The 19,019-nt window shown below is 41.0% G+C and carries 20 protein-coding genes and 1 tRNA gene; 12 read left to right on the forward strand and 9 right to left on the reverse strand.

All coding sequences use genetic code 11. The features are described 5' to 3' along the window. The first annotated feature begins 21 nt into the window (after nt 1-21). Nucleotides 22-471, forward strand: coding sequence for a hypothetical protein (locus KTR07_RS12605; protein WP_008763509.1), 450 nt, complete (start codon nt 22-24; stop codon nt 469-471). Nucleotides 472-477: 6 nt separating this feature from the next. Next, a complete protein-coding gene (locus KTR07_RS12610) occupies nt 478-1,017 on the forward strand; it encodes a GNAT family N-acetyltransferase (RefSeq protein ID WP_008763510.1) in 540 nt (179 codons plus the stop codon). On the opposite strand, the gene KTR07_RS12615 is transcribed toward KTR07_RS12610, so the two are convergent. Both KTR07_RS12615 and KTR07_RS12620 read right to left on the reverse strand, forming a co-directional pair. Then, entirely contained in the window at nt 1,014-1,604 is a 591-nt protein-coding gene (locus KTR07_RS12615; RefSeq protein WP_008763511.1) for a YqgE/AlgH family protein, read from the reverse strand. The two genes, KTR07_RS12610 and KTR07_RS12615, sit on opposite strands and share 4 nt — an antisense overlap. A 149-nt stretch (nt 1,605-1,753) precedes the next feature. Continuing rightward, complete coding sequence (locus tag KTR07_RS12620) at nt 1,754-3,070, reverse strand: pyridoxal phosphate-dependent aminotransferase (protein WP_008763512.1); 1,317 nt, start codon at nt 3,068-3,070, stop codon at nt 1,754-1,756. A 157-nt stretch (nt 3,071-3,227) separates the two neighbouring features. Here KTR07_RS12620 and KTR07_RS12625 point away from each other — a divergent pair. After that, nucleotides 3,228-3,301 (forward strand) — tRNA-Asp (locus KTR07_RS12625). A gap of 137 nt (nt 3,302-3,438) precedes the next feature. On the opposite strand, the gene KTR07_RS12630 is transcribed toward KTR07_RS12625, so the two are convergent. From KTR07_RS12630 to KTR07_RS12655, 6 genes are all read right to left on the reverse strand, one after another. After that, entirely contained in the window at nt 3,439-4,218 is a 780-nt protein-coding gene (locus KTR07_RS12630) for a LytTR family DNA-binding domain-containing protein (protein ID WP_008763513.1), read from the reverse strand. Beyond that, nucleotides 4,211-5,248: a sensor histidine kinase gene (locus tag KTR07_RS12635; protein WP_011107610.1), complete on the reverse strand. Its 1,038-nt coding sequence runs from the start codon at nt 5,246-5,248 to the stop codon at nt 4,211-4,213. The genes KTR07_RS12630 and KTR07_RS12635 overlap by 8 nt, the downstream gene beginning before the upstream one ends. Nucleotides 5,249-5,359: 111 nt before the next feature. Beyond that, the gene (locus tag KTR07_RS12640) at nt 5,360-5,995 is read right to left on the reverse strand and encodes an outer membrane beta-barrel protein (protein ID WP_008763514.1); all 636 of its coding nucleotides are present in this window, start codon (nt 5,993-5,995) and stop codon (nt 5,360-5,362) included. An 11-nt stretch (nt 5,996-6,006) separates the two neighbouring features. Continuing rightward, nucleotides 6,007-6,651 (reverse strand): DUF4136 domain-containing protein, encoded by a 645-nt coding sequence (locus tag KTR07_RS12645; protein ID WP_011107609.1) that lies wholly within the window; start codon nt 6,649-6,651, stop codon nt 6,007-6,009. A gap of 102 nt (nt 6,652-6,753) precedes the next feature. After that, entirely contained in the window at nt 6,754-7,308 is a 555-nt protein-coding gene (locus KTR07_RS12650) for a DUF4251 domain-containing protein (protein ID WP_011107608.1), read from the reverse strand. Between the two features lie 59 nt (nt 7,309-7,367). Next, nucleotides 7,368-7,517, reverse strand: a complete 150-nt coding sequence (locus KTR07_RS12655) for a hypothetical protein (protein WP_008763517.1) — start codon at nt 7,515-7,517, stop codon at nt 7,368-7,370. 472 nt (nt 7,518-7,989) lie between these two features. Between KTR07_RS12655 and KTR07_RS12660 the strand changes: the two genes are divergently transcribed. The 9 genes from KTR07_RS12660 to KTR07_RS12700 all read left to right on the forward strand — a co-directional run bounded on the left by KTR07_RS12660 (nt 7,990) and on the right by KTR07_RS12700 (nt 17,814). Continuing rightward, nucleotides 7,990-8,397 (forward strand): hypothetical protein, encoded by a 408-nt coding sequence (locus KTR07_RS12660; RefSeq protein ID WP_008763518.1) that lies wholly within the window; start codon nt 7,990-7,992, stop codon nt 8,395-8,397. Between the two features lie 3 nt (nt 8,398-8,400). After that, a complete protein-coding gene (locus KTR07_RS12665) occupies nt 8,401-9,705 on the forward strand; it encodes a DUF3440 domain-containing protein (RefSeq protein WP_008763519.1) in 1,305 nt (434 codons plus the stop codon). Continuing rightward, nucleotides 9,702-10,244: a ParB/RepB/Spo0J family partition protein gene (locus KTR07_RS12670; protein ID WP_008763520.1), complete on the forward strand. Its 543-nt coding sequence runs from the start codon at nt 9,702-9,704 to the stop codon at nt 10,242-10,244. Before KTR07_RS12665 ends, KTR07_RS12670 begins: the two co-directional genes overlap by 4 nt. 359 nt (nt 10,245-10,603) lie before the next feature. After that, complete coding sequence (locus tag KTR07_RS12675; protein WP_011107607.1) at nt 10,604-10,948, forward strand: hypothetical protein; 345 nt, start codon at nt 10,604-10,606, stop codon at nt 10,946-10,948. A gap of 13 nt (nt 10,949-10,961) precedes the next feature. Next, nucleotides 10,962-12,788 (forward strand): hypothetical protein, encoded by a 1,827-nt coding sequence (locus KTR07_RS12680; RefSeq protein ID WP_011107606.1) that lies wholly within the window; start codon nt 10,962-10,964, stop codon nt 12,786-12,788. A 14-nt stretch (nt 12,789-12,802) separates the two neighbouring features. Continuing rightward, the gene (locus tag KTR07_RS12685) at nt 12,803-13,372 is read left to right on the forward strand and encodes a DUF3575 domain-containing protein (protein WP_061473802.1); all 570 of its coding nucleotides are present in this window, start codon (nt 12,803-12,805) and stop codon (nt 13,370-13,372) included. 11 nt (nt 13,373-13,383) lie between these two features. Continuing rightward, the gene (locus KTR07_RS12690; RefSeq protein WP_217315428.1) at nt 13,384-14,904 is read left to right on the forward strand and encodes a DUF3868 domain-containing protein; all 1,521 of its coding nucleotides are present in this window, start codon (nt 13,384-13,386) and stop codon (nt 14,902-14,904) included. 36 nt (nt 14,905-14,940) lie between these two features. Further along, a complete protein-coding gene (locus tag KTR07_RS12695; RefSeq protein ID WP_055228833.1) occupies nt 14,941-16,641 on the forward strand; it encodes an Mfa1 family fimbria major subunit in 1,701 nt (566 codons plus the stop codon). 219 nt (nt 16,642-16,860) lie between these two features. Continuing rightward, nucleotides 16,861-17,814, forward strand: a complete 954-nt coding sequence (locus KTR07_RS12700; protein ID WP_048694208.1) for a FimB/Mfa2 family fimbrial subunit — start codon at nt 16,861-16,863, stop codon at nt 17,812-17,814. 105 nt (nt 17,815-17,919) lie between these two features. Here KTR07_RS12700 and KTR07_RS12705 read toward each other — a convergent pair whose 3' ends face one another. After that, nucleotides 17,920-18,879: a helix-turn-helix domain-containing protein gene (locus KTR07_RS12705; protein ID WP_008763527.1), complete on the reverse strand. Its 960-nt coding sequence runs from the start codon at nt 18,877-18,879 to the stop codon at nt 17,920-17,922. Nucleotides 18,880-19,019: the final 140 nt, after the last annotated feature.

The following is a 19,019-nucleotide window of genomic DNA, read 5'->3' on the forward strand; positions in this document are numbered from 1 at the left end:
TGAACGAATATCGTAACTAACATGGAAGAACAGATAAAACGCGCAGTGAGAAATTTGAATATCAGTTATGTTTTCTTTTGGGTGCTTCCCGCCTTTTTGCTTGGGGCAGGGGAGTTCGACCTTCTTCCTGTGGGAGCTTTGGTCGATAACCCACAGGCCACCTATTATATGGAGACGGCAGGTATCTTGCTGACCGCCTTGTGTGTGCCGCTTGCTTTGAAACTGTTCAGTCTGGTACTGAAAAAGAAGATAGACCTCCTGACGATTCCTCTTGCGTTGAAGCGTTATGTGCAGTGGAGCATGGTACGCCTCGGATTGCTCGAAGTGGCTATCGTCCTCAACGTATTATGCTATTATCTGACTCTTAGCAACACCGGAAATCTCTGTATGCTGATCGGGCTGACCGCTTCCCTTTTTTGTCTGCCCAGTGAGAAAAGACTTCGTAACGAACTCCATATTAATAAAGAATAAGCCGGTATGAAACAGTCTTTTTTAAGTAATGACCGCATCTATCTTCGTGCGGTAGAGCCGGAAGATATGGATGTGATGTATGAGATGGAGAATGACCCTTCCATGTGGGATATCAGTAATTTTACCGTTCCTTATTCCCGCTACGTGCTCCGGCAATATATAGAGGGTTCCCAGTGTGATGTGTTTGCCGACAAGCAGTTGCGCCTGATGATAATGAGTAAGTCCGATCATCGGATATTGGGGACGATTGATATCACGGATTTTGTTCCTCTCCACTCTCGTGGTGAGGTCGGCATAGCTGTTCATAAAGACTATCGCCGGCAAGGTTACGCATCGGACGCTTTGCAGTTGCTGTGCGAGTATGCTTTCGATTTCTTGTCGCTGACTCAACTTTATGCCCATGTGGCTACGGACAATGAAGTCTGTATGAAACTGTTTACTTCCTGCGGTTTCGTCCAATGCGGACTGTTGAAGGATTGGTTACAGGTCGGTGGATGTTACAAAGATGCTGCTATCTTCCAGTATCTGAATCCGAAGAGACATTAATTGAAAGTCGGCACTTGCGGAAAGCGTGACCAGGTTTCATACTTGCTGCCTAGTTTCTCCAAGGCTTGTTTCCACATATCCTTGGTGTCTCCGTTCATCAGATAGGCATTCTCTTCTTTGGAGACGAGCCATGTGTTCTCTTTGAGTTCGGTGCTCAGTTGTTCGCTTTCCCAGCCGGAGTATCCCAGGAAGAAGCGGATGTAGCGGTCTACTTTGTTTCCTTGCAGTATGTATTTCTTTATCTCATCAAAGTCACCGTTCAGATACAGTCCTTTGCTGATAGGTATGGCACCCGGAATGTCTGCCAGTGTATGAAGGTAGAACAGGGTATCTGTAGCGATAGGTCCGCCTTTGTATAAAGGTATATTTTCGATATACTTGAATTCTTTGATAATGTCGTTGACAAATATCGGCAGTTGTTTGTTGATAATCAGCCCCATGCTGCCTTCTTCGGTATGGTCGATCAACAGAACTACAGATCTGCCGAATGTGGCATCACGAAGGAAAGGTTCGGAGATGAGAATCTTTCCTCGTGATGGCAATACATTATTCGATTGAATTTTAAATATGTCAGAGTCTATATTCATGCCATCAGATTGATATTCGTGCCACTAATATAAGAAAAGAAATGGAATAATAGCCATACTTTCCCATTTTTTTTGTTTTAAGAGCAGCTTTTATGAATATCCGCATCTGACATGAACATCAGTTCCGGCATAAATACGCTATTTGGCTGTCAGGCAATCGGGTGATGTTCGGCAAACAGCTTCATTCTTTCGTCGAGCTGTGCGTACTGGTGGTCTTTAATAAAAGAGGTACACGCGCGTAATCCTTCCTGGTGGCTTCCGGTGGTGACCAGTGAAATGGCGCTCACTCCATAGTACATCAGTTCTTTGGCAAGTTCGCCGCTTGTCATTCCCGGATAGCCGATGGTGAAGTAAAATCCGTCGGCAATCGGATCGCCCAAGTCATTGTCATATACCAGATAGAATCCGTGACGGAGGAAAATCTCTTTTAACTTCTGCGCTCTGTCACCATATACCTTCACTTCGCTGAGGAAGTTGTATTGACCTTCATTGGCAGCTTTCAGCATGGCAGCCATCGCATACTGTGCGGAGTGGCTTGTGCCGGAAGACAGTGCATAGAGTACGCGGTGGATGAAGACCGTGCCGAATGTTCCCCCGCCATAACGCTTCGTCAGTCCGGGATAGCTGCGGTGATACAACTTATCGGAAATGCAGCTCACGCCGATACGTTGTCCGGCATAGCTGAAGGCTTTGGAACCGGAAATCAGCAACACATAATTATCTGTGTAGTGAGCTACCGAAGGCTGGAACGGAGCTTGATAAGGAGTGCTCAGATCCTGACGGAAATCCATTGCAAAGTATGCCAGGTCTTCCAGTACGATTACGTCATATTGGGTGGCAAGTTCGCCGATGATGCGCAACTCTTCGTCTTTCAGGCAAATCCAGCTCGGGTTATTGGGGTTTGAGTAGATAATAGCCGATATATTTCCTTTTCTCAGATAGCTTTCCAGCTTTTCTTTCAGCTTGTCACCGCGGTAGTCGTAGACATCAAATGTCTCATACTTTTGTCCCATCACTACCAACTGCTGTTTCTGTACGGGAAATCCCGGATCGATAAACAGGATCGTGTCTTTCTTTTCATCGCACTGGCTGCAAGTAAGGAACGAAGCGAATGTTCCCTGCATAGAGCCGGTAACGGGTACGCATCCCTCCGGGCTTAAATCTACATTGATGAATGCTTTGATAAAGTCGGACGCTTCTTTTTTGAGTTCCGGCAATCCGTTGATATCGGGATACAGGCTGGCAATTCCGTTTTGCAGCGCTTCGATTTCCGCTTTTACTCCTACGGCAGAGGCCGGAAGTCCCGGAACACCCATTTCCATCTTGATAAATTCAACGCCTGATACTGCTTCCGCCTTTGAAGCTATCGCTTTCACTTCACGGATAGTAGCCTTCGAAAAGTCGACAATTTGAAACTCATTAATCGTTTCGTCAATCACATTTCGTTCGATTGGTGTATTTTTCATTCTATTTTCTATTTATAGTAATGCTTGCAAATGTACGTGATAATTCTTAATAAACACACTTTTTCAGAAAAAAGATACTCTTGCTATTGTAGGTTTCAAAAAAATGTCTACCTTTGCATCCGCAATTGAGAGAGATGCGAATTAAAAAGGAAATTTTGGTGCGTTAGTTCAGTTGGTTAGAATACATGCCTGTCACGCATGGGGTCACGGGTTCGAGTCCCGTACGCACCGCTTCTTTTGATTTTTATAATTAGGAAAAGCTCTGGTTCTTAACGGGATCGGAGCTTTTCTTATTAATCTTACTGAGTGAAAAAGCAATTGATTGGGAATATGAATATTGAGACATGCAGAATTAACTCTGCTGAAATTTAATAATTTAGCCAAAGTTTTAAAGGAGCTATTTTGTCACGGCTGACAATTATCTTATCTTTAAAAGGCGGCTTTACATGTAAGATTGCTTTTCCCAGAAAATATGACTCAACCTTTACGATGGCATTGATGCTAACTACTGTTTGCCGATTGCTTCGGAAAAAAACATCCGGATCGAGTTGTTCCATAAGCTTGTCCAAAGAAAGGTCAATGATAAATTCTCTATTTTGCTTGGTTACGGCAAAGGTTACTTTATTTTCTGAATAAAAATAAGCAATGTCTTCCACTTGTAAGGTAAAAAGTTTGTCATCGCCTGAGATTAGGAAACGGGTACGGTATTTCTTTCCCGGTTGGGTGATGTTTTGTAAAATTTCCATTAAGTCAATTGGCTTTTGCCCCTGATTCAGGTATTTGGTAGTCAGATGTTCGAACTTTACAATTGCTTCTTCCAGTCGGATGTTATCAATCGGCTTAAGTAAATAATCGATACTGTTGACTGTAAATGCCCGAATGGCATATTCATCATACGCAGTGGTGAAAATGATAGTACTTTCTGGTTGTGCCTGTTCGATGAATGTGAATGAAATGCCGTCTGTCAATTGTATGTCGAGAAAAACAAGATCCGGATGGGGATTTTCCGCAAACCATTCTACACTCTTCTTTACACTACCGGGTAATACTGTAATTTGCCATTCGGGGCGTAACTCATTTAATGTATTGTTTAACCGACGGGCGGCCGGAATTTCGTCTTCAATAATGACTGCTGTAATTTTATTCATTCAGTACTGGGATTTTAACGGTAAAATAATTCGTATTGTTTTCTATGGTAATATCCTGATTGCATATCAGGAGGTAACGGGCTGAAAGATTCTTTAATCCCATGCCGGTGCTGACCACATTGGGCTTTATCCTGATTTTGTTGGTTACCAATATTCTTCCATTCTCAGAATCATAATCGATCAAAATATTCATTGGCATATCCATATTAATTATATTATGCTTAATGACATTTTCTACCAATAGCTGCAGGGTTAATGAGGGGAGTTTCAAATCATAATTATCAGCTTCTATTCTATTCTCTATCCGGATGCAGTCTCCTAAACGGACTTTATGAAGAAAAATATAAGAGTCGATGAAAGAGAGTTCGGATTCTATAGTAACCAGACGCTGTTGCTGGCTTTGTAATATATATCGGTATACATCAGACAAACGTTGGGTAAATAGAATTGCGTTTTTGGGAGCATACTCTATTTCGGATATAAGTGTATTGAGACTGTTGAAGAGAAAATGAGGATTCAGCTGATTTTGCAAAGCTGCATACTGTGCCTTAATGGAATTCTCTTCGACTTGTTCCGTTCTTTCGTGCAGAAGAACTAGCTGCCTGTAAAAATTGATAGTCAAAGTAAGGTTGGTTATTACCATTTCTACCAGCCAGACTAAGGCTATCATTCTCAGCCCGGACCCTTTCAGAGTAAATGGTGCAGGAACCTCAAATATGGCTTTGACTATTGACAAGACCAGATAATTCATTAAAAACAGAATAATTGCCGTCAGAATGCAATCGATAATCAATCGCTCTTTTCGTTTGACCAGAAACTGAAAGCTTCGCTTTTGCCAGTTGTGGATCATTAATACTCCGAAACCGACTAGATTAAAGGCGGCAAGTATCAGGATAAATGACTTGAAAGAAATCAGTACTTCCAGATGTTGCGGGGTGAAGTCGGAATAAAGCAAGAGAAACAGATATGAGAAAAATGCCAATCCTGAGAATAGCAAACCAATAAACAGATAATTGAACTTTTGCCGCATATTGAACGTAGACTTTATATATTACAAATTTAACAAAAAAACAAGAGGTCGCCAAAAGTAACTATAACATTTTGTACTTCCTCTTGTCTTTTTGAGAGAATCTAGATCATGTCAGAAACAAACACCTAAGCGGAATCCAATATTATTATTTCCATCCTGACAACCGGTCAGCAACTCGCTTTTGTTGGTGGCATAACTATAATATGCAGCCAGATGGAAACCAAATCGGCTTTGGGAAAACGGATAAATGTTCACTCCAATTTCTGGAGAGACATAGAACCCCCAGGGTTTATCTGTCAGACTTATAGTATTCAGATATGTTGTATTTTGGGCATACATGGTTCCTATCTTGGTGCCAACATAAGGTTTCAGGCATCCATTGCTGATAAATCGGTATGAAGCGGCAAGCCCGAATGGTAGCTGGAAAGCCGACTCTTGTCGGTCAGTAGTCAACGAAGCAGTACCTTCAGTTATGGTTTGACGCGGAACATATTTATGATTTGTATGGAAATCAAGGAAAGCCCCCAGACTCCAGTGTGGAGTAAGGAAATAACCTCCTTCCAGATTCATACCCCAACCACTGATTTTATCGGCAAAATTCGTATTGAGAGGAGCATTCATCTGCCAGTCTACATTAAAATGCAATCTATCGCTGATATCCTGTGCATAACTACTGAAATAAAACAGGCCCGATATCATGAATGCCAGAATATACTTTTTCTTCGGAATAAATTTTATTGTTTTCATAATTTTGCTTTTTAGGATTTCTTGATATAAGGAGATTGGTCAAACGCTTGATTGACCGCATCCAACGTTAGTTGCATGTTATATTTGGAATTCTCAAATAATAGTCCGGTTGCGTATGAATGCCAGATTACCGGTAACTTTACTTTCTGACTTGTATCCTCGGGATGGTCTGTCAAATTTACCATTTCCATTATCAATGTTCCTGTATTATAACTATAAGTTACAGGATACGGATAATACCAGTCGTTCCAATATGGTCCCCAATAACCGGGTCCCCACCAGCCGTTATACCATCCGCCTCCATACCATCCGCCGGTTCCTATTATTTGGGTTGTTTGGCGCGTGAAAGAGAGCTGTAACCCAATGTTAGCATTCTTAATCACTTTAACCCTTGTATAACCACGGGTATCCATCTCATCAGCAACCTGCTTAATAATTTCTTGTGCATTCTCATCCTTCCAAAACTCCGCCTTCATTCCCTGTCCTATCAGTAGAATACTATCGGGCAAACAATAAGTTTTGAAATCATTGAAATTAGTTTTGCTGTCATAATTGGTGTAAACTGTGAAATTATTGTCAAGCTTACTTAAATCCGGATCTTTTTCACACGAAGTGGCAAGTACTGCCATTAATCCTATAAACAGATACTTTTTCATATTCTTTCTTTTAAGTGTTAAACCATAGTTGTTTTTAATTTAATGCCTATAGTCAGCTAAAATATTTTAACTTGTTTATTTACTAAACACACATTTTCTACCTTAGAGTGAATTGCCTTTGAATACATTGGCCTTAGCCATTGGGAGTAAACTTCCTGTTAATGAAAAGTTGTTTGAATTGAAGTTCGGACTTATGTCTACCGATGCGTTATTACTTCCTTTATTCAAGCGGATGTTCACCTGTGCTGATATTCCGACTCCCATTACGTTCATCGAAACGGATATATTACCTTTTTTGTCGGTAGTCTGCTTATATCTGGATATATTCCCGTTGACAGTAATGCCGCCTAGACCGTTGGGACCGCTGATCGGAATATTGAAGGCTACCTGAACCACAGCTTTATTACCTTTTACCGCTACAAAATTTGTGTTGGGAGAAACGAAAGCTGTGGTACCATATTTAAACATAACATGATCTGCTTCCAAAATGAAGTTTTTCATTTCTATAGCTTGTTTAGCTTCATCGAAAAACATTTGGTCGAGTAATTCTTGTTCAGCTTTTTTTTGTTTGCGGGATTCTTCTTTGACAGTTTGTGCCTGAATGTTTCCCATGCTAATGAATAATAGCAACATTGATAAGATTGATAACTTTTTCATAATTGTACTTTTTGAGTTATACTTTTTCTTTTCTTTGGTTCAAAGATAGTGCGCCGATTTTATTTTCTTCCGGTTTTTTTTACTGAATCGTAAACGGCAATTTCCCAACTGTAGATATGGTGTGCTGAGTCGTGAAAAGTCTGTTTCTGGATACCATTCAGCAGATAATTGATGCTATTCAGGTTTGCCGTTTCGTTAGTTGGATACATACGTACTGCTATATCGTTGAGATCTGTATTGAGGTCGGTACAAGTGATGTAACGAAATTTTCTTGATAGAATCGTGAAGAGAATTACCGATCTGTTACGGCTATACCCAATTGAAAAAAATAGTCTTTGTTTCCGTTTCCGGAAGCAAAAAGGGATTGTTTTTTATAAGTATAATGGAAATAGGTATAATAAAAAGTTTCATGTGGAAAATAATGAAGAGACTTTACTGGAAAGGGAAAGAAGGATTGAGAAAATATTGCAGGGACAAGGAAGAAACCATATTGCTTTGTATAAAGTAATCGGCTGTCGGAACATAAAAATACGATTGGATTAATGCACTCATCAGATGGTGGGAGAATTGGAAATAATTATGAAACAAGAGGGGGAATTGCTAAAAAATAAATTTTTTACGCATGCTTTGTGCTGAAACGAGGAAATTTTACCTATTTTTGTCTGTCTATTTTTGAATGCTATGATACAGGTAATACAATTAAAAGGAAAAGACAAACATTTATATCAGCTTTTGGCGCCTCTAGTAATGGATCCGGATGTAATACGTGCAAATAATAACTATCCGTTCAAGACAAGCGAAGATTTTGTTTGGTACATTGCGATTGATAACAGAGATGTGATAGGCTTTATTCCGGTTGAACAGAAAAGCGGGAAAAAGGCTGTCATTAATAATTATTATGTAGCTGCGGTGGACGAGAAACGAAAAGAGATCTTGTCGCTTCTGCTATCTTCTGTAGTCACGGCATTTATACCTGCGGGTTGGACGCTTAACTCTGTCACGCTGATACAAGATCAGGAAACTTTTGAGAAATTCGAGTTTGCATCTATGGACAAGAAGTGGACACGCTATGTAAAAATGAACAGATGAATTATGGGAAAAAAAACAATCACAGGAACAAAAAATGTATATGAATTAGCACAAGAGCGACTGAAAGTAATATTTAACGAGTTTGATAATATTTATGTATCTTTCTCGGGAGGAAAGGATAGTGGGGTTCTGCTGAATATGTGTATCGACTACATCAGGCGGAATAATCTGAAAATACGTTTGGGAGTGTTTCACATGGACTATGAGATTCAATACAAGATGACCATCGACTATGTGGACAGGATACTGGAGGCGAACAAGGACATCCTGGATGTATACCGTGTGTGCGTGCCTTTCCGGGTATCTACGTGTACATCTATGTACCAGTCCTTCTGGCGGCCCTGGGAGGATAACAAGAAAGATATCTGGGTACGCTCCATGCCTAAGAAGGCCATGAAGAAGGAGGATTTTCCTTTTTACAATACGACCATGTGGGATTATGAATTTCAGATGCGTTTTGCGCAGTGGCTCCATCAGAAAAAGGATGCGGTACGCACCTGCTGTCTGATCGGTATCCGTACGCAGGAAAGTTTTAACCGCTGGCGATGTATCTATATGAGCCGCAAATTCCAGATGTATCATAAGTATAGATGGACTTCAAAGGTCGGAAATGACATCTATAATGCCTATCCCATCTTCGACTGGAAGACGACGGATGTGTGGACGGCAAACGGAAAATTCCAGTGGGACTATAATGTACTGTATGACCTGTATTATCGTGCCGGAGTCAATCTGGAACGTCAACGGGTAGCAAGCCCGTTCATCAATGAAGCGCAGGAGAGTCTGGCGCTCTACCGGGTGCTTGACCCTAACACCTGGGGGAAGATGATAGGACGGGTGAATGGCGTGAACTTCACCGGTATGTATGGAGGCACGCACGCTATGGGATGGCAGATGGTGAAACTTCCGGAAGGGTACACCTGGAGGGAGTTTATGTACTTCCTGCTCTCTACCTTGCCGGAACGGGCCCGAAAGGGGTATCTGCGTAAACTGTCTGTCAGTGTACATTTTTGGCGAACCAAAGGAGGCTGTCTGAGTGATTCCACCATTCAGAAACTGATTGATGCCAAAGTGCCGATTATCGTGATGGACAATAGCAACTATAAGACATACAAGAAGCCGGTGCGCATGGAATATCAGGATGATATCGATATTCCGGAATTTAGGGAAATACCGACTTACAAGCGTATGTGTATCTGTATCCTCAAGAATGACCATGCCTGCAAATACATGGGATTCTCGCCGACCAAAGAGGAGATGAGTAAGAGAAGTCAAGTTATGGAACAATATAGAATCATAGTATCATGAGTGTAGATAAAAGTCCGGTCTACGAGGTGAAAGCAGTGCCCGTAGAAAAAGTATTAGCGAACGATTATAACCCGAATGTCGTAGCTCCTCCCGAAATGAAGTTACTGGAGCTTTCGATCTGGGAAGACGGTTTTACAATGCCTTGTGTATGTTATTACAATAAAGAGGAAGATAATTATATCCTCGTAGATGGTTATCACCGATATACGGTATTGAAGACATCGAAACGGATTTATAAGCGTGAGAACGGATTGCTTCCGATTGTGGTGATCGATAAGGATTTGTCCAATCGTATGAGCTCTACCATCCGGCACAACCGTGCCCGTGGGATGCATAATATTGAGCTGATGTGTAACATTGTAGCAGAATTGGACAGAGCCGGCATGTCCGACCAGTGGATTATGAAAAATATCGGAATGGATCGGGATGAACTGCTGCGTTTGAAGCAGATTTCGGGACTGGCGGATTTGTTTGCCAACCGGGAGTTCAGTATCCCGGATGAGGTGGCACCTACGGAGACAGAACGTAAAACACTCTGATTTTTCACCTGTATCATAGTATATAACATAGCCCTCGGATGAGATTATCCGGGGGCTTGTTTTATTATGGAATTTATTTATATTAATTCACACTAAAAGTTTCGAATGCTGAAACTTTTGTCTTTTTTTTATTCTAATAGTGCAAAATGCCTGTTTTACTACTCCTTATTTTTAGATTTCGCAATATTCCATTCGGACGACCTCTTTATTAGCCATATAAGATAACTTTCATTGTCTGTATGAGAAATGAATGAAATTCGCAGAGTCATGCAATATCCCGACATTTGCATTATGAGATTTTGACTGATTACAGATTAAGGCTTGACTGAGTACCAATGTCAGGTAAATACGAATGTTTAATGAGATTAGAGGGATTTAAAGTGAATATTGGGTTGTTCAACCTTTTATTATTAGTAGCTATATTATCTTGTATGGATGATACTTTCACTAATAATACTACTGCCAAAGGGACATTTATTTCGATCAGAGGAATAGGTGTTCAGAGCAGTACACATCTAGTCAATCCGGAAACGTATGATTTTGTATTTTTTGCCAATGAACCGTATAATATTCCCGTAATAAACCAATTGAATTATATTACTGCTTATGATAATCTGAATGATATTGTGTATTCAGAACGCTATTCCTTGTCCGAACAATTAATTCCGATGATACAGGAGGTTAATTATCAATACGTTGCGTGAAAAGATGAAGAAAATGATGAAATATATAATGAAGATATTTGGTCTGGTGATCATCTTACTGATATCCGCCTGTGAGCATGAAACATTGTTGACGGGAGAGCCGGATGATCCGGGAGATATTTCGGAAGACAAGGTGCGGCTTGAGATTTTTGCACGGGCGAATTCATACCGCCTGCCTTCGACCAGGGCACTAGGGGATGAAAATACGGTCGAAATGACTCCCTGGGTACTCGTGTTCAGAGGGAGTGGCACAGGGGCTATTTTTGTAGAAGCTGTGCAGGCCTTCGAGTTTGCAGGAAAGCGATATGTCCTTTTAACTAAGCGGACTGATGGAAGTAAGTACCAGTTGCTGATATTAGCTAATCCGATGGCTCAGTTTTATTACGGAAATGCTTCTACGGGATATGTTTTCAATGAGTCACAACTTACTGAGAAGTTGATTGAGGGAACAACTACCCTGGCTACTGCATGTACGAACTTGCTGACGGAGCCGGCAAGTACTTCTCCTGCCCGCATCCCGTTCAGCGGTGTGGGTGAGACGATACCGATGAGTTATTTGCTGGAAGTAGATAAGGTGGATAATACAACGAAGATAGAAAAGAGTGACGGGAGTTCGTTGATGCTTCTTCGGGCGGTTGCCAAAATCGTGGTTGTTAATGAAGCATCGAACTTTGAACTGGAAGGAGTGTCTGCTGTGGCAAACGTTCCGCGACAGGGGCAGTTGCATAACCTTATCCCTGCTTCTATTATGGGCAATGCTGGTAATTTGACGAATTATCAATACGATGCTTCATGCTCGTTGCCTTTGGTGTCAGCAGAAACGATAACCAATAAACAAAGTACCGAAAACAGTCCTATTTATATCTATGAAACCAATACCCAGACTTATAGTACATATCTGATCATTCAGGGAATTTATGAAACCAAAAGCTATTATTACAAAATGGCGATAGTAGATAAGGATCTGAACTATATGAATATATATCGGAATCATGCGTATACTTTTACAATAAAGAAAGTGCATGGACGGGGGTATGATACCGTAGCGGATGCAAAGCTTTCTAAACCGTCGAATACGGATCTGGATTTTGAAATTACAGTGGACGACAGTAATTCTTATGAGATTATAGCTAACAATGATTATTATCTGGGTGTGAGTAATTCTGTCTTTATAGCTTATTCTCCGGATGATGCGAGTACTTATGAGGCTTTTAAAGTGATAACGGATTGTGAAAAGGCTTTTCCGGATGCGCGTACAATAACCGACAATATGGCCGAAGCTGATAATTCGTTTGCGCTAAGCAGTCCCGCTGACGGAAAATTGCCTATAGTAGCAAGCACTTCTCCACGTGTCACTCCGGTCAGTGTATTGATACAAAGCTGGCTGATGTATAGTGAAGTGGGGCAGAGTTTTGAGGGAAGAGATAAAGTGAATGCATATATAACATTAAAACTTGGAAATTTGGAAAAACAGGTTCATATCAGACGAAGAGCGGCTATTGATGCCGGCGGTACCATACTTAAATACATGCCTGCCAATAGTTATCCGTTTCCGACGACTGGTGAGGTGGATTATCATTGCCTTACCGGGGAGGTGGAAGATGGTACTGACAATCCTAAGGAATGGATAAAATTACTGCCATCTTCGATGGTGGACAGAAATGATACGGATAAAATCATAGTGGAAGACGGGCATATCTATATTAAAATAATGCCTAATACGGCTTCAACAACGAGAAACGGTATCGTGTATCTGACAACAATTATGCCCGGTAGTTTATATACAGGTGAAAGTACGGTGAAGCGTATCAAAATTGATATCACTCAAAAGGGTAATTAATAAACGTAAGATAAATGAAGAAAGTTAGTATACTCATAGTATTGGTGCTCGGATGTTTTATCGAGAGTAAAGCTCAGAAAGTTGCGCTTAAAAGCAACCTTCTATATGACGCTACGACTACCATGAATCTCGGACTGGAATTCGGACTGGCACGTAAGTGGACGCTGGACGTTCCGGTGAGCTATAATCCCTGGAAGCCGGACAACGGAAGACGTCTGCGCCATTGGGGAATACAGCCGGAAGTCCGCTACTGGTTTTGTGAGAAGTTCAGACGTACGTTCATCGGAGTGCATGGACATTATGCGGACTTCAATGTCGGTGGGTTCCCGGACTGGTCGTTTATTAGTGAGAATATGCAGAATAGCCGCTATCAGGGATATCTGTATGGCGGGGGTGTTTCCGTCGGTCATTCATGGATTCTGAAGAAACGCTGGAGCATCGAAGCATCGGTAGGAGTGGGGTATGCACATATTGTATATGACAAATATCCGTGCAGGGCGTGTGGTACCAAACTGAAAGACAGCAGTAAAAACTATTTCGGTCCCACCAAAGCGAGTGTGTCACTTATTTACGTAATTAAATAAAGTAGAATAGAATGATGAACAGAAGTATACAATTCATCGTGTGTGTATTGGCTATCTTATGTCAGAATATAAATTCGGCAGTTGCCCAGACACGCTCTTATGACGGGGTTATCTCTGTAGTACCGGTACAGTTGGAACAGCGCGGTAAATCGGTTTATATAAATATTGACTTCGTTCTGGAGGATGTAAAGGTCAAATCGGCACACGGAGTGGATTTTATTCCGCAACTGGTTGCTCCTGCACATACTTACAATCTTCCGAAAGTATCCATCAAGGGACATAATGAATACCTGGCGTATGAACGCTGGCTTTCATTGATGAGTGCGAAGGAGAAGGATAGCTACGAAAAACCTTATGTGGTGGAAAAGGGTAGCAAGAAAAGAAATGATACGATTCGATACAGATATATATTGCCTTACGAATTGTGGATGGACGATGCCCGGGTGGACGTACAGCGCGACGAATGCGGCTGCGGCGAAATTCAGCTGATGGATGTGGAACCACTTGGGGATATTGAACTGGAACGTATATTAGTACCTTACGTGGTAACACCTTTCTTTGCCTATTTGCAGCCTAAAGCGGAAGAAGTGAAGAGCCGTGATATACAGGCGGAATGTTTCCTCGACTTCGAGGTGAACAAGATTAATATTCGTCCGGAATATATGAATAACCCGAAGGAGCTGGCTAAGATCCGTGCGATGATTGATGAATTGAAGTCTGATCCTAGTATCAAGGTAAACAAATTGGATATTGTAGGCTATGCTTCACCTGAAGGATCATTGGCAAATAACAAACGTCTGTCCGAAGGACGTGCGATGGCGCTACGTGATTATCTGGCATCCAGATACGATTTCTCGAGAAATCAGTATTATATCATCTTTGGTGGTGAAAACTGGGATGGACTGGTGAAGGCGCTGGATACGATTGATTTTGAATATAAAGATGAAGCGCTGAATATTATCAATGATATCCCTGTTGAAAAAGGTAGGGAAGCTAAGTTGATGCAGCTTCGTGGCGGAGTACCTTATCGATATATGTTGAAATATATATTCCCAAGTCTTCGTGTGGCTATTTGTAAGGTGAATTATGAGATTAAGAACTTTAATCTGGACGAAGCGAAAGAGATCATAAAGACACGTCCTCAGAATCTGAGCCTGAATGAAATGTTTATGGTTGCCAACAGCTATCCGAAGGGTTCTCAGGAATTCATCGATGTGTTCGAGACTGCGGTCCGGATGTATCCGAAGGATGAGATCGCCAGTATTAATGCTGCCGCTGCTGCTCTTTCGCGTAATGACTTGGTATCTGCGGAACGCTATCTGAATATGGTAAATGTCAATAAGCAGCTGCCTGAGTATAGCAATGCTATGGGTGTATTAATGTTATTAAAAGGAGAGTATGAACATGCGGAAGAATATTTGAAAGCCGCAGCCAAATCGGGTCTGCAAGCTGCCGGACAGAATTTGGAGGAACTGGCTAAGAAAAAAAAGAATGCAGCTGAAATAGAAAAAATAGAAAATAGGGATAAATAAACTAGTTACAAACGCTTTTATTAATTTGTAAAAACAATGAAGAAAAAGAATTTTTTTATGTTAGCGCTTGCTGCTGTGGCTTTTGCTGCTTGTAGTAACGAAGATTTAGTGCCGACTGGGAATCCAGGTGATGATAATCAATTGGTGACAGACCCGACAGGAGACGCATGGGTGGCATTAGCTGTAAAGACTCCGGTACAAACTCGTGGATTGCATAACCCGAATCAGGAAGCTGCAACAGAGGACGAATCAAAAATCACTACAGTGCGTGCCATATTCTTTACGGCAAATGCGAATGAGGATGCTGCAACTGTAACTGCTGACTTGACATTGGATAATGACGAAGCTGGTCTTGATGCCAATGGTATTCCTAGTGGGGCTGCAGGTAAGGCTTTTAAAGTCCCTGCAACTTCGAAACGAATATTGATTATTGCGAATCCATCTCCTAAATTTGAAGCAAAGACTGCTAGTGAGACAGATCAAAAATGGCCTGTTGGAACGACTTATGCAACAGTAAATGCAGCTCTTGACGATACTTCGGCTTCTATGACAACTGCTGGTAAATTTATGATGTCTAACGCCAAAGGTTCGTTAGAACCTTCAGATGAAGATGAAGCTTCAGGAACATTTGGTGCTCCTGTCGATTTGGCTCTTTATGCAACTGAGACAGCAGCTACTAATAATCCAATATCTATCAGAATTGACCGTGTTGTATCAAAAGTTCGTGTATATGTTACTGCTGATTCTGATGCAAAGGCAACTATTTCGGATGCGGGATGGGTGTTGAATGCTACTAACAAGACATTCTTCCCTGTATCTAAGAGAACGTTGACTTGGAATGAGACTCCTGCTAATAAACCTTTAGGTGCTCGTGGTACATGTATTACTCCGTTTGACCAGTATAAGATCGGTTCATACAGAGTTGACCCTAACTATAGTACTCAAGCTTTGGCTGACTATAATGCTTATACCAGTACTTCAGCTCCTTCAACTTGGAATGATCCTACAACTACGGTGAATAAAGTTGCTGAATATTGTCTTGAAAATACGCAGACTGCAACTCATAATGTACATGCTTATACTACACATGTACTATTGAAGGCTAAATTCATTCCGTCTGAATATGGCAGACCTGCGCCAAATAATAATAATCCATCTACAGCTCAGGAAGCAGATCCAAAGCTTGTCGGTGACTGGATGTTAATCAATGGTGGCTTCTATACTTTTGCTACATTAATGGAGTGGATTGAGGCAGAATTGAAAGCTAAATATGCTGATAAAGAGCCTACTACCTTCCCGACTGCTCGTACTACTGCGTATAATAGATATTTAGCTGCTGTTGGTGTAGGTGAAATTAGCCTTCCTGCTACAGCTGATGCTGCAGCTATTACCAGTCTTGTTGACGATTTTAAAGCAACAAAAGCTAATGTAGGAAATGTTGCAGCTAAAGACAGAGCTATAACTGTAACAGGTCTTACTTATTATGTAGGTGCTGTAAGTTACTACAAAATTATGATCAAACATGATGATACCAGTGCTGTAACAAATGAATTAGGTGAATTTGGAGTTGTTCGTAACTCTGTTTACGATATCAATGTTAAGAAGTTTAACAATCCAGGATATCCGGCTATTCCGGATCCGGACGAAGGAACGCCGGATGAGAGTGACGAAGGCTGGTTGTCTATTGAAATTATACCTAATCCTTGGACTTGGTATACTCAAGAGGAAATTATGTAATTCGGAATTAGTAATAGAAATAGATTTTTCAAATAAAAGTTGTGGGAGAAACTCTCCCACAACTTTACTCCCAATATTTTCAAAGTTGCCGAAAACTTTTTAAAATTTCGGGATATTACTTTTGATGGAATCAATAAAGTATTCTATCCTCTGAATTAGGAAATAACGAGAAAAGAGATTATTTCTTTTCCTCTATATATAATTGAAAAAAAGGAAAATATGAATCTAAAAAGCCTTATATGTTACGTTGCCTTAGGTATTCTGTTGATGAGTTCCGGGATAGTAGCTTCATGCGACAGCTTTAATGAAGACCTGCCGGAATGCCGCTTGTCAGTGAAGTTCAAGTATGACTATAACATGGAGTTTGCGGATGCGTTTCATGCTCAGGTAGATAAAGTAGAACTTTATGTATTTGATAAGAATGGGAAATATCTGTTTAAACAAGCTGAAGAGGGAAGTGCATTGTCTACCGGCAATTATCTGATGGAAGTTGAACTTCCTGTCGGACAATATCAGTTTATGGCATGGGCCGGTGCACGTGATTCATATGATATCACTTCATTGACACCTGGTGTCTCTACTCTTACGGATTTAAAATTGAAACTAAAACGTGAAGCCTCTCTCATCATCAATAAAAGGATGGAAACGCTCTGGTATGGTGAAGTCATCAATGTCAACTTCGATGGGACCGTCCACCAGACTGAGACGATAAATCTGATCAGAGATACAAAAATCGTACGATTTGGCTTCCAGTCTTATACAGGCAGCTGGACACTGGATATGAATGACTATGACTATGAGATTATAGAATCTAATGGACATCTGGGACATGATAATTCATTACTGGATGATGATGTGTTGAGTTTCCGACCTTACTATATGGAACAGAAGGATCCTGCGACTGCCTATGTAGACATGAATACAATGAGACTGATGGAAGACCGGAAAACTCGTTTGGTGCTTACTGAAAAAGCATCCGGAAAGAGAGTGTTCGATATAAATCTGATTGATTATCTTGCTATGACCAATGCGGAGGGTAAAAATCTGAGCACACAAGAATATCTGGATCGACGGAGCAACTATCATATAATCTTTTTCTTGTCTGAATCATGGCTTGCTGTACAGATTGTTGTCAATGGATGGGTGCATCGCATTCAGGAAGAGAATCAATAGAATGATCTAAGAATAGTGGGGAACTATTATTAGTGGGACAGGATAAATAGTAATATCCTGAAGGGAGAACAGCCCGGGTCGATAATGATCCGGGCTGTTTGTACTTTAGAGAGTATCAATCACTGTACGTTGCTTTTGCAGGAACTCGATACGCTGGGCTTCTCCACTTTCTGAAATTAGTGTGGAATGTCGTTTCAATGATTGAATCCAGTTCCGCTGTATCTGACAGATTTGCGGACTTTGCGAATCCATCGAATTGATGGAATACACCCGGAGCAAACTGACTTGGTAGTCTTGTTTCTCTATGTAGGTGTAAGTCGCTTCGAAATCAATGTTTGAGAGATAGAAAGAGACTTTTCGCCCCTCACTGAATTCTCCCTTAACAGATAGTGTCTCCATGACTGAAAGCAATTGGTAGAGTTCATCTTTCAGGTGTGCCACGTCGTCTTCCGTAATCAGATTCAGACTTGCGAAATACTTGATCTCTTTGACAAAGGAAAGAAAGATGTTGCTATCCCAGATAAAATAGGTCTTCCGACATTGCTTTACACTTTCACTCAGCTTATTATGCGCTTTCACGATTCTGTCTTCTACCTGCATCTCTGCCAGTGAGTTCGGTGTTTTCATTTGCCCGTTCTGATAAATCCATCGGCAAAGGCGGAACTTAGACATGTATTCGTAAGATGAATAAAGAGTGAAGGGAAGAAGATTGGAAGCTGTATATACTTCCGTCGTATCGTCTCCTTTCACATAATCGAATATCTGCTGATAACGGCTGATAATCTCATAATAACTTTCTAAAGTGTTGGGCGAATGCAGCAGGTTCATATCAAAAGTAACTCTATTGGAAAGGTGGTTACCTATAATCTGATCAATAGAAATCCCCAGTTTTTTAGACAGAAGGGCTACTTCGTCGATAGTAAAAGCTACTTCACCCCGTAGTCTGCGATAGACGGCTTCTTTACCCATATACAAAATGTCTGCCAGAGAATTGGCAAGATTTTGTCCTTTGGGGATCCGTTCTTTCATTGCAGTAATCAACTCGTTTACAATACCATTTTTCATTGTTTGTTCTCTTTTATATACGTTAATACTTTATGTGATACATTCTATGCAAAATTACGGCATGTAAACGAGAGTTTTGTGTGGGAAAACAGTTCTGAAGAGTAAGAGCTTTTTCTCATTTGATAGAATAGAGATAGAAA

It is taken from the genome of Bacteroides sp. MSK.20.82 (assembly GCF_019052485.1).
Classification (GTDB): Bacteria; Bacteroidota; Bacteroidia; order Bacteroidales; family Bacteroidaceae; genus Bacteroides; species Bacteroides thetaiotaomicron.